This window comes from Weissella thailandensis (assembly GCF_001932615.1).
In the GTDB taxonomy this organism is placed as follows: domain Bacteria; phylum Bacillota; class Bacilli; order Lactobacillales; family Lactobacillaceae; genus Weissella; species Weissella thailandensis.
The window spans coordinates 1,590,805-1,609,498 of the sequence record NZ_CP014332.1; the positions used below are offsets into that span (position 1 = coordinate 1,590,805).

Annotated in this window: 19 protein-coding genes; all 19 read right to left on the bottom strand. The window is 40.5% G+C overall.

Features of this window, described 5'->3' with window-relative positions; translation table 11 throughout:
• Positions 1 to 29: 29 nt before the first annotated feature.
• The 19 genes from FOL01_RS07945 to FOL01_RS08035 all read right to left on the bottom strand — a co-directional run bounded on the left by FOL01_RS07945 (position 30) and on the right by FOL01_RS08035 (position 18,584).
• The gene (locus FOL01_RS07945; RefSeq protein WP_075270119.1) at positions 30 to 824 is read right to left on the bottom strand and encodes a RecX family transcriptional regulator; all 795 of its coding nucleotides are present in this window, start codon (positions 822 to 824) and stop codon (positions 30 to 32) included.
• Between the two features lie 87 nt (positions 825 to 911).
• Positions 912 to 1,586, bottom strand: coding sequence for a phosphate signaling complex protein PhoU (phoU, locus tag FOL01_RS07950; protein WP_075270120.1), 675 nt, complete (start codon positions 1,584 to 1,586; stop codon positions 912 to 914).
• A 48-nt stretch (positions 1,587 to 1,634) separates the two neighbouring features.
• Positions 1,635 to 2,393 carry a phosphate ABC transporter ATP-binding protein PstB gene (gene pstB / locus FOL01_RS07955; RefSeq protein WP_075270121.1) on the bottom strand — a complete coding sequence of 253 codons (759 nt, stop codon included), beginning with the start codon at positions 2,391 to 2,393 and terminating at the stop codon, positions 1,635 to 1,637.
• Positions 2,394 to 2,408: 15 nt separating this feature from the next.
• Complete coding sequence (gene pstB / locus FOL01_RS07960) at positions 2,409 to 3,239, bottom strand: phosphate ABC transporter ATP-binding protein PstB (protein WP_075270122.1); 831 nt, start codon at positions 3,237 to 3,239, stop codon at positions 2,409 to 2,411.
• Between the two features lie 18 nt (positions 3,240 to 3,257).
• Positions 3,258 to 4,151 carry a phosphate ABC transporter permease PstA gene (gene pstA, locus FOL01_RS07965; RefSeq protein WP_075270123.1) on the bottom strand — a complete coding sequence of 298 codons (894 nt, stop codon included), beginning with the start codon at positions 4,149 to 4,151 and terminating at the stop codon, positions 3,258 to 3,260.
• A gap of 1 nt (position 4,152) precedes the next feature.
• Entirely contained in the window at positions 4,153 to 5,070 is a 918-nt protein-coding gene (gene pstC, locus FOL01_RS07970; RefSeq protein WP_075270124.1) for a phosphate ABC transporter permease subunit PstC, read from the bottom strand.
• A 12-nt stretch (positions 5,071 to 5,082) separates the two neighbouring features.
• Positions 5,083 to 5,955 (bottom strand): phosphate ABC transporter substrate-binding protein PstS family protein, encoded by an 873-nt coding sequence (locus FOL01_RS07975; RefSeq protein ID WP_075270125.1) that lies wholly within the window; start codon positions 5,953 to 5,955, stop codon positions 5,083 to 5,085.
• Between the two features lie 99 nt (positions 5,956 to 6,054).
• Positions 6,055 to 7,212, bottom strand: a complete 1,158-nt coding sequence (locus FOL01_RS07980) for a hypothetical protein (protein ID WP_075270126.1) — start codon at positions 7,210 to 7,212, stop codon at positions 6,055 to 6,057.
• 111 nt (positions 7,213 to 7,323) lie between these two features.
• Positions 7,324 to 8,103 carry a TIGR01457 family HAD-type hydrolase gene (locus FOL01_RS07985; RefSeq protein WP_075270127.1) on the bottom strand — a complete coding sequence of 260 codons (780 nt, stop codon included), beginning with the start codon at positions 8,101 to 8,103 and terminating at the stop codon, positions 7,324 to 7,326.
• Between the two features lies 1 nt (position 8,104).
• Entirely contained in the window at positions 8,105 to 8,776 is a 672-nt protein-coding gene (locus tag FOL01_RS07990) for a YutD family protein (protein WP_075270128.1), read from the bottom strand.
• Between the two features lie 17 nt (positions 8,777 to 8,793).
• Positions 8,794 to 10,170 (bottom strand): bifunctional metallophosphatase/5'-nucleotidase, encoded by a 1,377-nt coding sequence (locus FOL01_RS07995; protein ID WP_075270129.1) that lies wholly within the window; start codon positions 10,168 to 10,170, stop codon positions 8,794 to 8,796.
• Positions 10,171 to 10,174: 4 nt separating this feature from the next.
• The gene (locus FOL01_RS08000) at positions 10,175 to 10,795 is read right to left on the bottom strand and encodes a metallophosphoesterase (RefSeq protein ID WP_075270130.1); all 621 of its coding nucleotides are present in this window, start codon (positions 10,793 to 10,795) and stop codon (positions 10,175 to 10,177) included.
• A gap of 15 nt (positions 10,796 to 10,810) precedes the next feature.
• Positions 10,811 to 11,263, bottom strand: a complete 453-nt coding sequence (locus FOL01_RS08005) for a phosphoesterase (protein ID WP_075270131.1) — start codon at positions 11,261 to 11,263, stop codon at positions 10,811 to 10,813.
• 1 nt (position 11,264) lies between these two features.
• On the bottom strand, positions 11,265 to 12,362 hold the full coding sequence (locus tag FOL01_RS08010; protein ID WP_335673821.1) for an aminopeptidase P family protein: 1,098 nt from the start codon (positions 12,360 to 12,362) through the stop codon (positions 11,265 to 11,267).
• A gap of 39 nt (positions 12,363 to 12,401) precedes the next feature.
• Entirely contained in the window at positions 12,402 to 13,508 is a 1,107-nt protein-coding gene (gene menC, locus FOL01_RS08015) for an o-succinylbenzoate synthase (protein ID WP_237342663.1), read from the bottom strand.
• 30 nt (positions 13,509 to 13,538) lie between these two features.
• Positions 13,539 to 14,342 (bottom strand): 2-succinyl-6-hydroxy-2,4-cyclohexadiene-1-carboxylate synthase, encoded by an 804-nt coding sequence (gene menH, locus FOL01_RS08020; RefSeq protein WP_083603470.1) that lies wholly within the window; start codon positions 14,340 to 14,342, stop codon positions 13,539 to 13,541.
• Complete coding sequence (menD, locus tag FOL01_RS08025; protein WP_075270135.1) at positions 14,339 to 16,018, bottom strand: 2-succinyl-5-enolpyruvyl-6-hydroxy-3-cyclohexene-1-carboxylic-acid synthase; 1,680 nt, start codon at positions 16,016 to 16,018, stop codon at positions 14,339 to 14,341. Before menD ends, menH begins: the two co-directional genes overlap by 4 nt.
• Complete coding sequence (locus FOL01_RS08030) at positions 16,008 to 17,189, bottom strand: isochorismate synthase (protein ID WP_075270136.1); 1,182 nt, start codon at positions 17,187 to 17,189, stop codon at positions 16,008 to 16,010. The genes menD and FOL01_RS08030 overlap by 11 nt, the downstream gene beginning before the upstream one ends.
• A 204-nt stretch (positions 17,190 to 17,393) precedes the next feature.
• Positions 17,394 to 18,584 carry a DUF2075 domain-containing protein gene (locus FOL01_RS08035; protein WP_075270137.1) on the bottom strand — a complete coding sequence of 397 codons (1,191 nt, stop codon included), beginning with the start codon at positions 18,582 to 18,584 and terminating at the stop codon, positions 17,394 to 17,396.
• Positions 18,585 to 18,694: the final 110 nt, after the last annotated feature.

Sequence of the window (18,694 nt, forward strand, 5' to 3'; positions counted from 1 at the left end):
CACGCGAGCCGTCAAAAAACACTGTCAACTTAGTCTCTTTGCTTTAGCCATTGATCAACTAAATTCAAATTATAGCCTTTACGATACATTGCTGCTTTAACTTTTGTTTTAAATTCCCAGCCAGTAAAAGATGCATAACGATCAGCTGCAATTGTCGCATCTCGATCTAGATTTTCCCACTCTTGATCAGTATCAAACGCTTCATTTTCCCGGTACTCACTAATCGCTTGCTGAATCAAATGTTGATCAAAACCTTGTTGTAACAATTTTTGCTGTGTTTTCTGTTCCGCTAAAAATTTTGAGTGACGAGCGTTTTTCTCCAATAAAGACCCCACTCGTTCCGCCAATGCATCTATTTGATCATCAATTGTGTAAGCCACTAAAGCATCTTCAATGACAAATTGATCAATACCTGCTTGTTGTAATTTAAATTTAACACCTCGTGGTCCCAACTTACCGGCTGACTTAGCTTGATCAACATACGTTTCAGCATATGTCTCATCGTCAAGGACATGATCATTTTGCAAACGCTGTACCACATCCTTAATTATCACCCAGTCATAACCCTGGTCTTTCAGTTTACGAGATACTTGCTGGCTTGTCCGCATTTGACTAGTTGCATAAAGCAACGCCTTCGTATAAGCTTTTTGGCTAAATTCGGCTGTCTTAATTTCATCAATAGCCGTTTCATCTAGGGTCGTACCTTTAAATAAGTTATACGAGATTAATATTTTTTCATCAACTGCAAAGGCATACTCATCATCTAAGTAGACATTATAACGTCCCTTACGCCGTTGACGTGTCACCTTCGTTACTGTTTGCATCGTACCCTCCATTCATGTTCATTTTAACTGAAATAGTAAAAACAGTGAACCAAGATTTAGATCCACTGTTCCTTACTTTATAAGTCATTAAATAAATGAAGATGTCCCAGGATTTAGCTCAACGATTTTTCCTGTTCGCTTATAGATAATCCATTCGGCAATGTCAGTTACGTAGTCTGATGTACGCTTTAAATATCCAGCAACAACTAAGTAATCCGTTGCCGCAGTCACTTGTTCTGGGTCAGCTTTACTAGCTTCAATAGCCAGCTCACGGATATGTCTGGTCGTCTCTGAAACCCCCGAAGCAACTTCGGAAATACTTTCAGCAGCAACGGCGTCATCGTTAACATAATAATCCAAAACTTGTGAAACCATCTTGGCAACAACTGTTCCCGTATTACCGATAGTTTCTTCAATTTCTGCGACACGCTTGTTACCCTTAACGTGAATCGTTGATATGGCAATATTTCGCGCATTATCCCCAATACGCTCTAAAACAGATACTGCTTTTAGTACCGTCATAATTTCACGTAAGTCAGTTGTCACGGGTTGATACAAAGCAATCATTTCAAAGCTTTTCTTCTCAATAGCAATTTCACGTTGGTTAATTGCCTTGTCACGATCAATGATTTCTTGTGCGACACCGCGGTCATGATCTAAAAACGCTTGAACAGCTTCATCCAAAGTCTCAGATACAAGCAACCCCATTTCTTTAAAGGACGTATCCAAGTCTGCTAATTCATCATCAAAATACTGGCGCATATCAATATTTCCTTTCTATGTTTCCCTTATCATACCCTAAAAGTCAATTTATCCAAAGCGACCAGATATATAATCTTGTGTTTCCTGCCGATCCGGATCTAAGAAAACCTTCTTCGTATGATTAAATTCAACTAAATGACCATCCATAAAGAAAGCCGTTTTATCAGATATACGTGAAGCCTGCGCCATTGAATGGGTCACAATAATCATTGTTAACTGATTACGTAGTTGCATCATAGTATTTTCAACTTTACTTGCTGAGGCTGGATCTAGCGCAGCTGTTGGCTCATCCAACAATAAAATCTCAGGACTAGTGGCCAAAGCACGCGCAATTGAAATTCGTTGCTGCTGACCACCTGATAATGATAAGGCCGATTTGTGTAAATCATCTTTTACCTCATCCCAAATAGCAGCTTGCTTCAAAGACTTTTCAACAATTTCATCCAGTTCAGCTTTACTTTTCTTCTCAGCAGTGCGAACGCCAAATGCAACATTATCGTAGATTGAAAACGGAAATGGGTTAGGCTGCTGAAAGACCATGCCAATTTTTTGGCGTAAGGCAACTGTATCAGTATTGGGCGCATAAATGTCATGACCATTGAACATGAAAGTACCATTGACAGTCACAGAATCCGATAAATCATGCATGCGATTTAAAGCGCGTAAATAGGTCGACTTTCCTGAACCAGATGGACCAATCAAAGCTGTTATGTCATTTTTATTAAAGTCAAGATTTATCCCATGCAAGGCTTCTTTTTTACCGTAATAAAGATGCACATTCTCAGTTGTTAAAATTTTTTGTGTCATCTGTTAGCTCCCCTTTTAACCAAAGTTACCGTTCACATAATCAATTGTCATTTGGACCTTTGGCCGTGTAAATATTTTTCTGGTCAAGTCATATTCAAGTACTTGACCTGTGTGAAAGAATGCTGTGTAATCCGAAACACGACTTGCTTGTTGCATATTGTGCGTCACAATAATAATTGTAAATCGCTTCTTTAATTCCATCAGCGTGTCTTCTATTTTAGCAGATGAAATTGGATCCAATGCAGAAGCTGGCTCATCCAGTAACAAAATATCTGGCTGCATAGCAATTGCACGTGCAATCACTAGGCGTTGTTGCTGACCACCTGATAGCGATAAGGCTGACTTTTTCAAGTCATCTTTAACCTCATCCCAAAGGGCAGCTTGTTTTAAGGATGTCTCCACAATCTCTGCCAGTTTTGCTTTATCGTGTACACCATGTTGCTTTAAGGCAAAAGTGATGTTATCACTGATTGACTTAGCAAATGGGTTAGGACGCTGAAAGACCATACCAATATGTTTACGCATTTCATAAACATCGATATCGTGCGAATTAATGTCCAAACCACGGTACATAATGTTTCCCTTAACAGTCGCAACATCATCATTCATCCGATTCAATGAACGCAAAAATGTTGATTTCCCGGATCCAGATGCACCAATCAATGAAGTGATTTTAAATCTTTCAAAAGATAAATCAGCCCCCTGTAAAGCTAAGTGGTCGCCATAATAAACTTCTAAATTTTTGGTAGACAAAGCAATTTCATGCTTATTTTCGTCCATATGATAAATATGACGATCTGGTTGTTCATTTGTTAAATTTAAAGAACCTTGTGTTCCTGCTGCCATAAATGACCGTCCTCTTTTCTATTTTGTCGCTGTTAGACGTTTATACAAAACGTTACTCAAGAACCGTGCCAGGAAATTAAATAACAACACGGCAATAATCAAGACTGCAGAAGCACCGGCTGAAACAGCTGCTGCATCTGGCATAATGCCTTCTGAATTGACTTTCCAAATATGCACAGCCAAAGTTTCAGCTGGTCGCATAATATTTAGTGGGCTCGCCGTATTAAATGGATTCCAATCACCGAAATCTAAAGCCGGTGCAGATTGTCCAGCGGTATAGATCAATGCGGCGGCTTCACCAAAGACACGTCCGGCCGACAAAACAACTCCGGTTACAATCGATGGTACAGCGGCAGGTAAGATAATATGCCCAACTGTCTCCCACCGTGACAGGCCTAATGCCGCGCCAGCTTCTCTTTGTAAATCAGGAATACTACGGAGAGACTCTTCAACTGATCGTGTTAATAGCGGTAAGTTAAAGAATGTTAACGCAATGGCTCCTGATAAAATCGAGAAACCTAACTTGAATTGCACAACAAACAATAAGAAACCGAACAGTCCCACAACAACGGAAGGTAACGACGACAAAATTTCGATAGCTGTTCTAATGAGTTGAATCAAGCGGCTCTTTTGATTAGCATACTCGTGCAAGTAAACCCCTGCTCCCAAAGCAATTGGGAAAGAGATTAGCATCGTAATGATCAGTAAGTAGAATGAGTTGAACAATTGCACACCGATACCACCACCAGCAGTAAAGGCAGATGATGGTGACGTTAAGAAGTGCCATGATAAATGGGGAACACCTTGAACAAGAATGTAACCAACTAATGCCGCCAAAATCAATATAACCAAGCCAGCAATTGTATATAAGATGATGCTTGCTAATTTATCACTTTGTTTTGGGTTTAACATCTTACATTGCTCCCTTCTTCGCGATTGCTCTCATAATGATATTAAAGACTAATGACATCAATAGGAGGATCAAAGCCAAACTCCATAGGGCATTATTCTCTAACGAGCCCATCACCGTGTTTCCAATCCCTTGCGTCAGGATAGAGGTCAATGTTGATGAAGGTGACGTTAGTCCCTTTGGCATCAAAGGCGCATTTCCAATGACCATTTGAACAGCTAAAGCTTCACCAAACGCACGCGCCATACCGAATACCACCGCTGTTAAAATTCCCGGTGTTGCTGAACGCAAAATAACTTTATAAATCATTTGCCATCTAGTTGCCCCCAATGCCAATGCTGATTCACGATAGTGGCGTGGCACAGATTTCAAAGTATCGACGGTCATTGATGTCACTGTGGGCAGAATCATAATAAATAGCACCATGGCCCCTGCTATGATACCAAAACCAGAACCACCAAAAATATGACGCATAACTGGCACGATTACTGATAGTCCAATAAAACCATAAACCACTGATGGAATACCAACCAATAGTTCAGTAACCGGACCTAAAATTTTGGCACCGTGCTTAGGTGATATTTCTGTCATAAACACCGCCGTACCAATCGCAAATGGGGTCGCAACTAATGCTGCAATCAATGTTACCAAAAATGACCCAGTGATCATTGGCAAAGCACCAGTAAAGGGTTGTCCCTGCGCATTTGTTTGGCCAGGGGCCCACTTTTTACCAGACAAGAAATCCCAAAGATTGACCTTGTTGGTGAAAAATGTCGCCAAGCCTTTTGAAGCGACAAACAAAAAGATTGAGATAACAACGACAACGATCAATAACAGTGCCGAAAAAGTAATCACACGACCAAATCGATCTTTCTTAGTTGCCTTTGATTTCTTTAATAATGATTCACGAATTGAATCCATGGCCTAAACTCCTTAATCTACTGTACTTAACTTACCATTTTCATCACGAGATACCTTCATATCATGCACTGAGATATATCCTAATTTTGGTACCAGCGTTTTTTGAATATGTTCTGAATCAATATAAGCTAGGAATTGTTTAACTTCTCCGGTTGGTTGACCATTGGTATAAATATGCTCATAAGACCAAATTGGCCACTTACCTGAAATAACATGCTCATTAGTTGCGGTAACACCATCAATTTTTGGTGCAACCACTGAATCATTCAGATAACCAAATGAAGCATATGATATCGCGCCAGGAGTTGAACCTACCATTGACTGGACTGTTCCCGAAGATTCTTGTTCTTGAGAGTCAGATGATTTAGCGCCGTCAAGTCCCCATTTTTCAAACGTAGCCCGTGTTCCTGAGCCAGTCACACGATTAATAAGAATAATTGGCAAATCAGCACCCCCAACTTGGCGCCAATTTGTCACCTTTTTTGTAAAAATTGCAATCAATTGCTGTTTTGTTAAATGATCAACCTTGGCCTCTTTATTGATCATTGGTGAAATACCAACGACACTAACCTTATGATCGACCAATTTTTCATCATTGATAGCGTCTTTTTCACCAGCAAACATATCTGAATTGCCCAAGTCGACTGCACCTGACTGAATTTGTGCTAGACCGGTACCTGTACCCCCACCTTGCACGTTAACGTAAACACCCTTATTTTCACCAGCAAAGTCCTCTCCTGCTGCCTCTACTAGTGGTTGTAATGCTGTGGATCCCACTGCTGTGATATTCACGCCATTATCTTTTTGTCGCGTTGCGTAGCCAAACGTTAATAGGCAGACTGCAACAATCACGATTGCAGCACTTATCAACCAATTGCGTTTCATTAGTGAACGCCTCCTAAATTTATTTTGCTATGACCATACATTTATTATCCCTAATCTTTGTAAATGTGATACCTATTTTTTGTAAATTTTTCCTTTACATTAACCATTTTGCCAAATAACTGTCCAACATTGTCGTGGGCACAGTATTTGCCGTTGCTGACTGACAACACTTAAGGGCTTACTTGGCTGTACCGCCATTTGCCATTCAGTTAGTCTGATTTTGAATTTTTGCTGATCCAAATGGATTGTTAACTCACGCTTCCCCAGTAGCGGCAATTGCGGCCAATCGACAATCACTAATTGCCCGTCAATCATATGACCACCAATTAATTGTCGCCAGAATCCAGTCAACACTGGTTGCCAATCACATTGCCAAGCCAAACAAGCAAAATCTCCAGTAACATCTAATGGTGGTGCCCATAATAGGTCTTGGATTTCTTGAATTGATTTTCTGAGATAGATTTCATACATTAAGCGCTGATATAATCGTGCCCAACGATAGTCCTTTTCCCACGCAATCGCAAATAATTGCCAGTAATGGTGCCATAATCCCCGTTGCTGTTCAAGCTCTTCCTTAAATAAACGTGTTTCTAATACTAGTCTATCATGTGACACATAAAATGTTTGTTGACCAATTTGTCGTAATTGGCCATTACTCGTCCAATCTACTTGCTCAACTTGATTTGAAAGCGCCAATGCCATAGGCGTTGCTTGATTAGTGGTCATTGTAATTCGTTGTCCTAACCATTGTTGTGTCCCAACTGAACGTAACTTTAAAATAGTTAACTGACAATGATTGGTTAAGACATATGTCATCAGTTGACAGCCATACAGATATTCCTCACTTATACTCCAAATGGATTGCTCATCAACTGTCATATCTTGTTGATTGACAGCGATTTTCACCAAAGGTATTGGTATCCTGGCATCCATTTTGTCATTGAGACCGTAACAGCGCCGTTCGCACCATTGCGCACTGTCATTGATTTCTAACCACTGCGTTGCCTGTTTTATAGCAACCCGCCAAGACTTTGCCCAGTGATAAGCCCAAAGTTGTGTTAAGATGGTCCATTTTGTCTGATTATTTTCGGCAAGTCCCTCATCAATAATTTGTATATAACCATTTGCATCAAGTGTCTCACAGGCTAAAGTTAATTTATCATATATCTTTTGGTAATTGGCGTCTGTCCAATGCCCCAAAAAATGATTGTTACTATAAATTACCGTTGCCTTGAAACAAAATACTATTTTTTTCATCAATGTACCCTCAGCACAATTTACTATGCCATTGATTATATAAAAATAGTCTATAAAATAAAACGCCAGCACTAGCTAATTTTTATTAACCAGACTGACGATACGTCGATGTTATTTTTCAATGGTCCAATCATCTAATGAATCAACCCAATGTGTCGGTTGCTTGGCTTGCTGCGACACATCAGCTTTTTTCGAGACACCCGAATAAACTAATAATGTATCGATGTCCGCACTTAACCCGGCTTTGATATCTGTATTATAGTTATCTCCAACCATAATCGCTTCATCACGTTTAAGTTGTAGTTTTTCCAGGGCACCGTCCATAATAATGTGCTCTGGCTTGCCGATGACGACTGGGGCTGGTCTCACCGCAGTTGCCAAGAAGGCAACCACCGATCCGGCACCGGGTACCATCCCCCGCTCTGTTGGCAAATTAGTATCTGGATTCGTTGCAACAAACATTGCCCCTTGTTGAATCGCTAAGGTACCTTGCAGAATTTTTTCATAAGTAACTGATCGATCTAAACCAATGGCCACTGCATCTGCCGGTGCTTCAGTCACTAATTCAAATCCCTTGTCTAACAAAGCTTGTTCAAGGCCTTCCTCACCAATCATTAGTACTCGATGAATATGGTCAAACTTTGCTAAATAATCAGCCAACGCCATACCAGAAGTATAAACTTGCTCAGGAGTCGTTGGAATCTGATGATTATTAGTTAAATTTTCAGCGACAGCTTCCGGCGTTTTCGTTGAATTATTAGTAACAAACAGATATTTTGTATCATTAGCTGCTAGCCGACTGATAAAACGACGACCACTAGGAATTTTTTTGGTCCCTTGATAGATCGTACCATCTAAATCAATTAAATAACCATCATACTGTGTTGCCATGTTATTCTTTTCCCTTTGTCTTATTTTTTGACCGCTCTCTTACTTGGAAGTGACGACGTTTCTTTGAACCAGAAGTCGCCACAGAATTTGAACGGTTAGCCACATGCTTTTCAGGATGATTTCCTGAGTTAACTTTTTCTTTCGTGGCTGGCGTGTTTTTATGCTTCTTATTGTCGCGATGCTGATTACCATGGTTGTGTTGCTTGTTACCACGTTTAGCTTTTGGACCACCGTTATTACCATTGCGATGTTGGCGACGACGGCGCTTAGGCTTGGCATTTTCCTTGTCTGCCGGGTCAACAACTTCGTGCGGCTCCAAATTCTCTAATACAAAATAGGGCGCCCCAAAGTTTGCTTCTTCATACAAAAAATCTTGTAATGATGACATTTGTTGGCTCCGGGCAATGCCCTTGGTCCCATCCTTGTAAAATCCCTGTAACCGTAATTGGTCTGCTGCAATATCACCCACAATAAAATCATACTTTTCTAGGAAATCACTAAAACGAGCTGCCATCTTTTGCTGATCATAAGCTTCTCGATAGTTTTTTAATAATCGATATGGCCGCTCATTGATAAAGATATCTTCTGGCGTATCTCCCGTTGTAATTGCTGTACTAGCTTGACGTTCAATAAATTGCGCATCAGCTAGTTCTTTCATGCGTTCTCGATTCATAGTTTTTCTTTCTATAATTATGGTGCAAATTCCTTATGTAGGTAGTTTGCAAAGTCTTCTCTTAATACAGTATCGTACGATAACGTATTTTGGCCCATAATTTCCAAGGTTGGGAAATATGGAATAAACAAATAGTGGTCCAAACCACCAATTGTATAATAGGTCTCCATTTCAAGTGGTTGGTCATGAATCCAGACATCGCCATTGTCATCAACAGTTAGACCTGACCAAACAACGCGACCCCACAAATTACCACGGAATCCCATGCCCTTTAAGCGATGGTTCTCCAAAAAACGTTGATTTTTCAACACTTCATGCACCAAACGCCATAATTCACGTCCTTGTAAAATCGTCCGCATCGGATGAACGGCATGCGGTAATAAAGCATGTAAATCATTAGCTGTCACCACACCAGCGGGTAAGTCATGTAAAAACATTCCCGTTGATAACATGGCAATGTCAGTTTTTGTACGGTCCATTAACGCCGCCAAGCCCAAGTCAATCAACTGATGATCAAATCCTAACTCCATATGATAATCAGCCGGCAAAGTAGCAACCACTCGTTTGGTCAATTGTTCTTCACCACTTGCCTGATAACCATTGATTTCTACTTCATCACCATAAACAGGTGGTAAATCATCCGTCACGATTGTACGAGCTTGCATATTAATCAACTTGCCATCGGCAAATTCGAGATCAATGCGACCAATATGATCACCATAACGGCCCGCTGCTGCAAGTAATGAGTTAGCATGCTTCTCACCATGCTCTAGTAAGTGATGAGTATGGGCACCAATAATCACTTGTATCTCACTATATCTTTCAGAAATATAACGGTCCACCGGTAGTCCCAAATGAGATAGTAAGATATTAAAATCTGTTTTACCAGCTAATTTCGGTAATATTTTGGCTAGCGCAGCATCAACTTGTTCTGGTGTCCATCCTAATAAGGGATAGGTCAACTCAAATGGTGCCGTAAAACCTAAAACACCGATACGAGTACCTTTATGAGTTGTAATAATGTGATATGGGATTGCCCAACTAGGTAATTCATCGGTCTGCCGATCACGTAAGTTGCCTAAAATGACCGGAAATTTAGCCTCATCATATAAATGATTGAGTTGATCATGATTTAGCCCTAATCCCTCATTATTACCAATGGTAACGCCATCGTAACCAATTTCATTCATTAAGCTAATATTCGCTTGCCCAAAGGTTGCTTCAGTTAATGGATGTTGTCGATCCATAAAATCACCAATATCAAAAGTTAAGACGCTACGACCATCTCTAATTAATTGACGTTTACGAGTCAACAAGTGACGGCGAATTTTTGGCCATCGTTCCAAATGAGAATGCAAGTCATTGGTATGGAGAATTGATATTTTATCCGACATTCTTTTACCTCCGTTTTGCAAAATCGTCTTTTTTACGCTGCATCATCATTTCAATCTCTTCTAAAGATAAAGGACTGCCCCAAGCTGGCTTTTCGCTGGTTGTTAAATAATCTAAATCAGCACTATCAACACCAACATTAATATTCTCGGGGACGGCGACCATTGTATGGTGAATGTGTCCATGTAAATTGATACTATTTTGCGTTTGCCCTAGAATCAACGGGTAATGTGTCAAAAAGAATTGATGATGATTGGCTTTCACGATACGACCAACATCCTCAAAATCAAACTTTGCACGACCATCTGCTAAAACAGGATTATGTGCCGTTAAGTACTTAAATAATGATCGTGAATCATGATTGCCTTTAATGAACACAATATGCCCCTGCAGTTGATTTAAAATGTCCGCCACCAGTTCATGAGCACGTCTTTCTGGACGGACATGATTCATCATGGCAATATCACCAAGATGATAGACCGTATCATTTTCATCAACCCGCTGATTCCAAACTTTAATCAATCCAGCATGTTCGTCCGCTAAATTGTCATATGGACGTGGTGAAAAATGTTGGCTTAATAATAATTTCTCATGATAGAAATGGGTATCTGCCGTAAAAAAGTCCATCATCAACCTCTTTTCTTAACGCAACTTACCACCAGCGTAACTATTTAACCACTGGACCAACTGAGAAAAATTCTCCGGATAATCATTATAACCAATGATTTGACGGGGCTTTTCTTCATCAGACCACTTCATCGTTAAGCCCCATTCTTTAACTGGCCCTGGGACTTGTTGCTTATATTCTGACTGCCAATCAGCCGTAATCATTGTCAGTTGACGCTCAATATTTGGCCACTGAAAAGTAATGTTCTGCCAAACTGATGAAAACTGACGCAAATCCTTATCAGTTAAAATTTTCAAATGATTCTCTTGTGAAAAATCAAAACTATCTGCTGTAATATCCATGATTGATGCACCAAGACTCGCTGGTGCATTCACATAAAATGCGTGATTTGCAACTTTCTTAGCATAGATGTAATCAAACCCTGTTGCTAAATTACCTTGATAAAAAGTTAAGTATTCTAATGCCATATTATTTATCAATCACAATCAAATCAGTTGTGATTCCCTCAGTCAAGTTTTCATAACCATCTGATGTTACGATAACATCATCTTCTATTCTAACGCCACCTTTGCCGCTAAGATAAATGCCCGGCTCAATCGTTAAAATCATGCCCGCTTTAACTTGGTCTTCTGCTGGTGCATGTCCAGAAAGAATTGGTCCTTCATGAATATCCAGTCCAACACCATGACCTGTCGAATGTGTGTATTGCTCACCATAACCAGCTTCGGTAATAATTTGACGAGCCACATCATCCAAGTGACTGACTGAAACCCCGTCCTTAGTAGCGGCAATGGTTGCTTTTTGTGCACGTAACACAACGTCATAAATCTTCTGTGACTCATCATCTAATTCACCAAAAGCAATCGTACGAGTAATATCAGAAGTATAGCCATCAACATAATAACCAAAATCAATTGTAACTAACTCGCCCTCAGCAATTGGCTTATCAGAATAAGTACCGTGTGGTAAAGCACCGCGATATCCCGACGCAACAATTGTATCGAATGATGGTTTATCAGCACCATGTTGTTTCATTTTATAATCTAATAAGTTAGCAACTTCACGCTCAGTCATACCAACGTGTAATTCTGATAATAAGTCATTAAAGCCGGCCACCGCAACATCAGCAGCATGGCGCAACTTGTCTAATTCGCTATCATCTTTAATTTCTCGTAGGGCTTCAATTAAATCAGGTACTGGCGCAATGTCAGTCCCAACGAAATTTTCATCAATATAATCAAAATCCCGGAAAGCCAGGGTATCTTCAAATCCTAATTTTTCAATTTTAAAACGACGTGCCGCAGCCATGGCGACACCCCAGTAATTACGGGTCACTAGTAATTCAACACCTACTGGTAATTGATCACGATAGGCATCTTCATACCGCGAATCTGTAATCAAAGCCGCCTTTTCAGGACCAACCAAGACAAGTCCATCCCCAGTACCACCAGTAAAGCCCGTCAAATATTGCATATTAGTACCATCAGCCACTAACACCCCATCAATTTTTAAGGGTGTAAATACTTGTCGTACATTTTCAATTCTCGTTGTCATAGTAGCCCTCATTTCTATATTACTTCTATTATATCAAATTGTAACACTTGCTTATTGGTAAATAATTGGTTCATGTACTAGATATTTGGCCACCGTTGGCCAATCAATTGACACACCGATACCATTTTCGGCAGGCAAAGGTAAGGTACCTTGTTGCACATACGGTAAATTTTCCCCAATATCAGCTTCAAAATAATGATCAAATTGGGCACTGTCAGCCGGCACTTGATTTGCTCCTGGTAAACTAGCTAACGCTAAATCCACTGCTCGTCCCAAACCACTGCCTAACATACCACCTATCCATGGATTCAAGTGGGCCTGAGTTGCTGACATAATTGCTTGGCTTGCTGATGCAATGCCGCCCAACTTACCTTGCTTAATGGTCAACGCCCGCGTTGTCTGATTTGCAATGGCATAGTTCACATCGGCTAAACTATTTAATGACTCATCTAAACTCAACTGTAACTGTGTCAATTGTTGTTGGGCAACTTGATGTTCAGTCCAGGCATTAGAGTGAAACGGCTGCTCAATCAAGGCTAAACCAGCCTGATCTAACGCTTTTAACCGCTCAATATCAGTTGTTGCCCATGAGGCATTGGCATCCAATGAAAACATTTGCTGTGGAAATTCTGACACCAATTGTCTAATAGCCATGATATCCGTCTGTTGATTAATTTTAATTTTTATCCGTTGATAACCTTGCTGATTCAGCTTGTTAACTAAATGGGATGTTTGTTGCCAATTGGTCTGCATACCGACAACCGAACTGACAGCAATTTGTTGTTGCTGCCCGCCCAGCATCGTCCATAGTGGTTGGTGTACCTGTTTACCATAGGCATCCCAAAACGCCATCTCAATAGCAGCCTTGGCAAATGATTGATTTGTCTGATTTGCTAACCATGTTGCAACCGCAAACGGTGTCTCAAAATGACGGGTTAGCAAATCCTTGCTCAAACGTTGCACCACTGCTAAAGACTGGGCATGCGTTTCAGGTGCATATTGATTATCCGCAAAAGACTGAATTTCACCATAACCCGTGATGCCATTCATTAAGGTGATCGCAACTAACGTCAGCGGTCGCTTTAAAGTCGTCCCATGAGCCGTTTTAAATGGCGATTTCATCATCAATGCTAGCGGATAAATCTTAATTTCTTTCACCTGCAAACCAAACACCTCCAAAGATGCAAATTAATTATTAATATTGTTCAAAATAGCAGTCACTTGACTGGGTTGTTCGAAATGAACATTGTGTCCTGCTTGAGGCACTTGCTGCCATTTGACGTTAGGTAATCGCTCCTGCATATTTTTATTGATACGAGTAAATTTATCATCACTCGTCCCAGTAATTAAAGTGACCGGTAATTTCACATACGCTAATTCAGGCCATAGATTAGGCATCGCTCCCGTACCAAAAAAGCGTAGTGAATTGGCAACATTTTGTGCATTTTGATTAATACGTTGCTCATGCATAAATGATTGTTGCTGTACCGACATATTCTGTTGGCTTTTAAAGAGTGGTAACTGTTCCCATTCATGAATAAATGTTGGCATACCTACCTGTACCACATGTTCTGCCTTATGCGTATCAGCAATAATACGCTGTTGACGCATTGGTTGCGTTGGTAACCCAGCCGTACCGCTTTCTAAGACCAAATGATTGATTCGCTCGGGCATCATAATCCCCATCGCAAGTGCTAATCGAGCCCCCATTGAATACCCCACTAAATTTACTTGGTGAATGGCCAGTTTATCTAGTAATTGGTGGATATCAGTCACTTGTTGCCGAACCATAAAGCGTTTTGGTTCCGCTACAGTCTGGGATTTAGTCCCAAATCCAAATAAGTTCAAATAGATACGCGTACCCGTAGGACCAATGCCTTGATAGTCTGCCAAACTCCCCATAAAGCCATGTAAAAATAACCAGGTGGGTTGACCAGTGCCTTGAATTTCTAGTTCGTACTCGTAACCATTGATTGAAACCTGCTTTTTCATGATAAAGCCTCGTTAATCGCCGTGGTCAAATCACGATGAGCGGTAACATTCTGTTGACGGTTACTCTGGATTTCAATGATACGCAAGCGAGTAGCTGGTTTGCGTATTAAGTCTGATAAGGCTGCAAGGTCGTCGACTAATTTATATTCGGCATCATACAAGCGGGCAATTCGTTCAATCACGATTGGTAATGGCGTCCCAAACATCGGTTCAAAGTAGGCTGCTGCCTCAGACTGTGGCAAAAATGAAAAAATGCCACCACCCTGATTGTTAACAACGACAATCGTCATGGGCACATGTGCCTGATGACTTAACATTAACCCATTCATATCATGGAATAATGTCAAATCACCCGTTAATAAAGTCGTTGGCTGACCAGACATTGCCATCCCAAATGCAGAAGAGACTGTGCCATCGATTCCATTAGCACCACGATTAGCAGCAATCTGCAGCCGTTGCTTAGGGACAAAGTAATTATCCATATCTCTGATTGGCATTGAATTTGCAATGAATAACTTGGCATTTTCAGGTAATTCTGCTAATGCCGTTGGCACTTGATATTCCACTGTGTTAGCTACTTCTGTTGTCACAACTGACATTAATTTGTCGGTCAAATCTTGCCACTTTTTCAAGAAAGTCGCATTTTTAACACCTGGTTCAGCTAATAAGTCAGATATGACGGTATCTGGGTCCGCAACCACCGTCGTATGCGTATGCCGGCCATGATCATGACCCGCATGTTCCTGACCAACTTGAATAACTGGAATTTCTTTCTCACGTAACCAGGTAATGACTTTTGCCGAAACCGGTGTACCACCAAAGCGGAGGACAACATCCGGTATTAGTGAATCATCAATGACATCAGCCGCTATTAAACTATCAATACCATTAACGGCATACTGACTTGGACGGAAATTGCTCAAAATATCAGCCAAAACAGGCAGTTGATAGTGAGCTGCTAGTTGTTCTATTTTTTCAGTCTGCCAACCAATTTCATCTGGTCCTAATAACATCATAGCCTTTGGCTTTCGTAACAATGCCGCAATGGCTTGAATATCTTGCCACCCTGCTTGACGTTGGCCAACTAAAATTCTTTGTGGTGTTACTTCCGGCCATGCTTCACCCAACTTGGGCATCAGTGGCTTTCGCAAGGGTAAGTTGATTTGGATGGGTCCCATTGGCTGAGTTAATGCACGACCAACTAATTCCTGTACGTGATAGTCAATATATGCCGTCACATCTGCATGATCATCTTGCATTTCAATAGCAGTATATGCCTTTGCATGCTCACCATATAAATGTTCTTGATGCACCGTTTGGGGTGCGCCGATTTGTTGTAATTCGGTTGGTCGATCAGTTGTCAACGCAATCAATGGAATGTGTGAAATACTAGCTTCCATAAAGGCTGGTAAATAATTACCAGTGGCCGTTCCTGAAGTAGCCAGTAAGACAACGGGCTGATGCGCAGTTTTAGCAATGCCTAGCGCAAAAAAAGCTGCCGAACGTTCATCGACATCAACTGTCACGCGCACGTCATCACGAACTTGTTGCATTTCTGCTAGTAATAATGCCACCGGGGTTGTTCTTGAACCCGGTGAAACCACAAAGTCGTGCACACCTTGTAAAACAAGGGACGTTAGTAAATGTTTAATGTTGCGTGTTAAGCTATCCGTCATTTTCTGTTTGCTCCTTCAATAAGTTCATCATTGGTAATAATTTTAATGCCGTTTCTTGGTACTCCATTTGCGCATCTGAATCAGCTAAAATACCTGCGCCAGCAAATAAAGTTGCCAGATTTTCACGGTACCACATCGATCTAATACCAACAATAAATTCGCCATCGCCATCAGGATCGATCATCCCAATCGGTCCACTGAATAGGCCTCTTGGTTGTTTTTCAATCTGGGCAATTTCTGCAAGTGCCCAATCACGTGGCTTACCACCTAATGCAGGTGTCGGATGTAGTGCTGACGCAATCTGTAATAGATTTGAGTCAGGGGCTAATTGACCAGTAATTGGCGTATACAAGTGCTGTACCTGTGGATTTTTCATAATTTGTGGTTCATCCGGTACCGTCAATGCTTGCACTTGCGCCGCTTGCAGGCGCTCCTTAATCGTGGCAACGACCGTTTCATGTTCAATCCGATTCTTTGCATCATGCCACAATGTATCAGCTAGTGCTTGATCACTCACCACATCGGTACCACGCTTAATCGTACCCGCAACAGCCGCTGTTGCTAGTTGACCATTAGTTATTTTAACTAATCGTTCTGGTGTTGCAGATACAAATAACTCGTCACAATGTTTTAAAACAAAGTGATAACTCGTCGATTGTGAACTTTGTAACTTTTCAAGCAATTGCTTTTCATCTAATGGATCTGATAAAGCAACTTGACACTGACGTCCCAACACAACTTTTGCATGTTGTTTATTTTGCTTCATATCATCAATCGCTTCTTGGATGCGTACTGGCCAATCGTTTTCGTCCGTCACTTGCTTAATAGTGGTATTAAAACTGGTTTGGTGGCGCACCAAATCAATTGGTTGGCCGATGCTTTTATGATTAACAACATCATAGACAATTGCTGGTTGCATGAAATAACCATTCATCAATTCTGAATCAGCGACTTGCTGGTCATCAAAGGCAAAACCACCAAATACTGGTTTTGGTTCATCCTTTTTAAGGGTGGTTAGCCACTCTTGTACCTGATCAAAAGAAGCACCAATTAATTCAGCCTGCTTTCCAAAACCATAATACTTCGTCTGCCCATCAGGTGTTGCAAAATAAACCGCATCACTAGCTAATGCAAAAGTATTTTGTAGCTCTTCTTCCGTCAAAAATCCCACTATGATACCTCACTTATTTTTAATAATTGTTTCACTATTGCAACGATTGCTTTGATATAATCTTGCAATTTGTTACCCATTGAGCAAAGTTTAGCGTATACTAAATTCATACGGGATAACAGTAGCGTAATACCCCTAACTGTTTTCCTGTATCCAAAGCATGGAGTGGTTGGTACAAGTAATGTCCTAACCACTTTTTGCGCTTCATAACCGCTCAAGACGTTGCCGTAGGTCGTCATCTGCTGCTGTTAAATATAAACCCCTGGTGCCACGCGTTAATAAAACATTCAAGACATGAAACATGACTGATTGTTTCATCTGCTGCATGGATTTTTCATCAGTAACATGCGGTGTTTTCTTATATATTTCACGATGGGTCACTTTATCTGTATCAATATATAATTGATCATTGTCCTCATCGTATTTAAAAGGTGGTCCTAAAATTACCCCCGCATAATTCAAATCAAATCCCTGAATCGTATAAATTGATCCAACCTCATGAATAGACTCTGGTCGTTCTGCCCAAGGCGTCGTTTGAACATCATATTCATCCCAAGGTAAGTCAAAATCGTCGAGGTAAACATTGTGTTCGTTTGCTGTTCGTTTAGTAAAACCCGTCGTTGCTAACATACGTGACAAACCAAACGACTCGTTTTTCTCCTTGATCAATTCATACATATCAGCTGCTCGCGAGAAAATTCTTAAATCATAGTCGTCCAAATCCTTTGGTAAGGCTGATAGCTGTCCCGCTGCCAATGCTTTTATCCAAGCTTGCACACTAGCTGGTGCTTGCATGCGATACTGCATTGTTAGATTAAATGTTTGATGCGGATACGGCGCTAGGCACTTTTCTAATAATGAACGATTCCAAAACATTTTTGATTGCATGACTTGTTGGAAATCAAACACAACAATCACCACTTTTGCCAGTTTAATTAATTCGCTCAACTGGTTATCCTGTGTAAATCGAATATAGGGTTCAGGTTTAGAAAGCAGTAAATGACCTTCATCAACAACGATGACATCATAACGTTGGTTATTTTTATGTGCCTGATTGATTAAAGACGTTGGTCGAATATAGTCGCCCTTTTTTAAACTAGGAATGGTTGTCGATAACTCTTGGTATACCTTCAGTAACTCTGGATGATTCACTGTAAACTTATTTTTTAATCCATAATATGGGCTGGTCGAACTTTTAGCCCCCGTCTGTAATTTTTCAAATAATTTTGTTAAGATGACACTTTTTCCAGTCCCAGCAGCTCCTTCAATGACAGCGATACTAGACTCAGATTGTTGCAATTGTTGTTGGACAAACCCTTCTATCTTAGTTAATTGCTGTCTTTGATTTTCTGTCAAATCGGTTACATTAAATTTTTCTACTGCAGAATTTTTCATAATTCTAGTATACAATATGCAAACAAAGATTCACGGACCATTTCACTGATTATGTAATCCAAAGCAACTAAAAAAAGCTGAAACATTATATCGTCTCAACCTTTTATCAA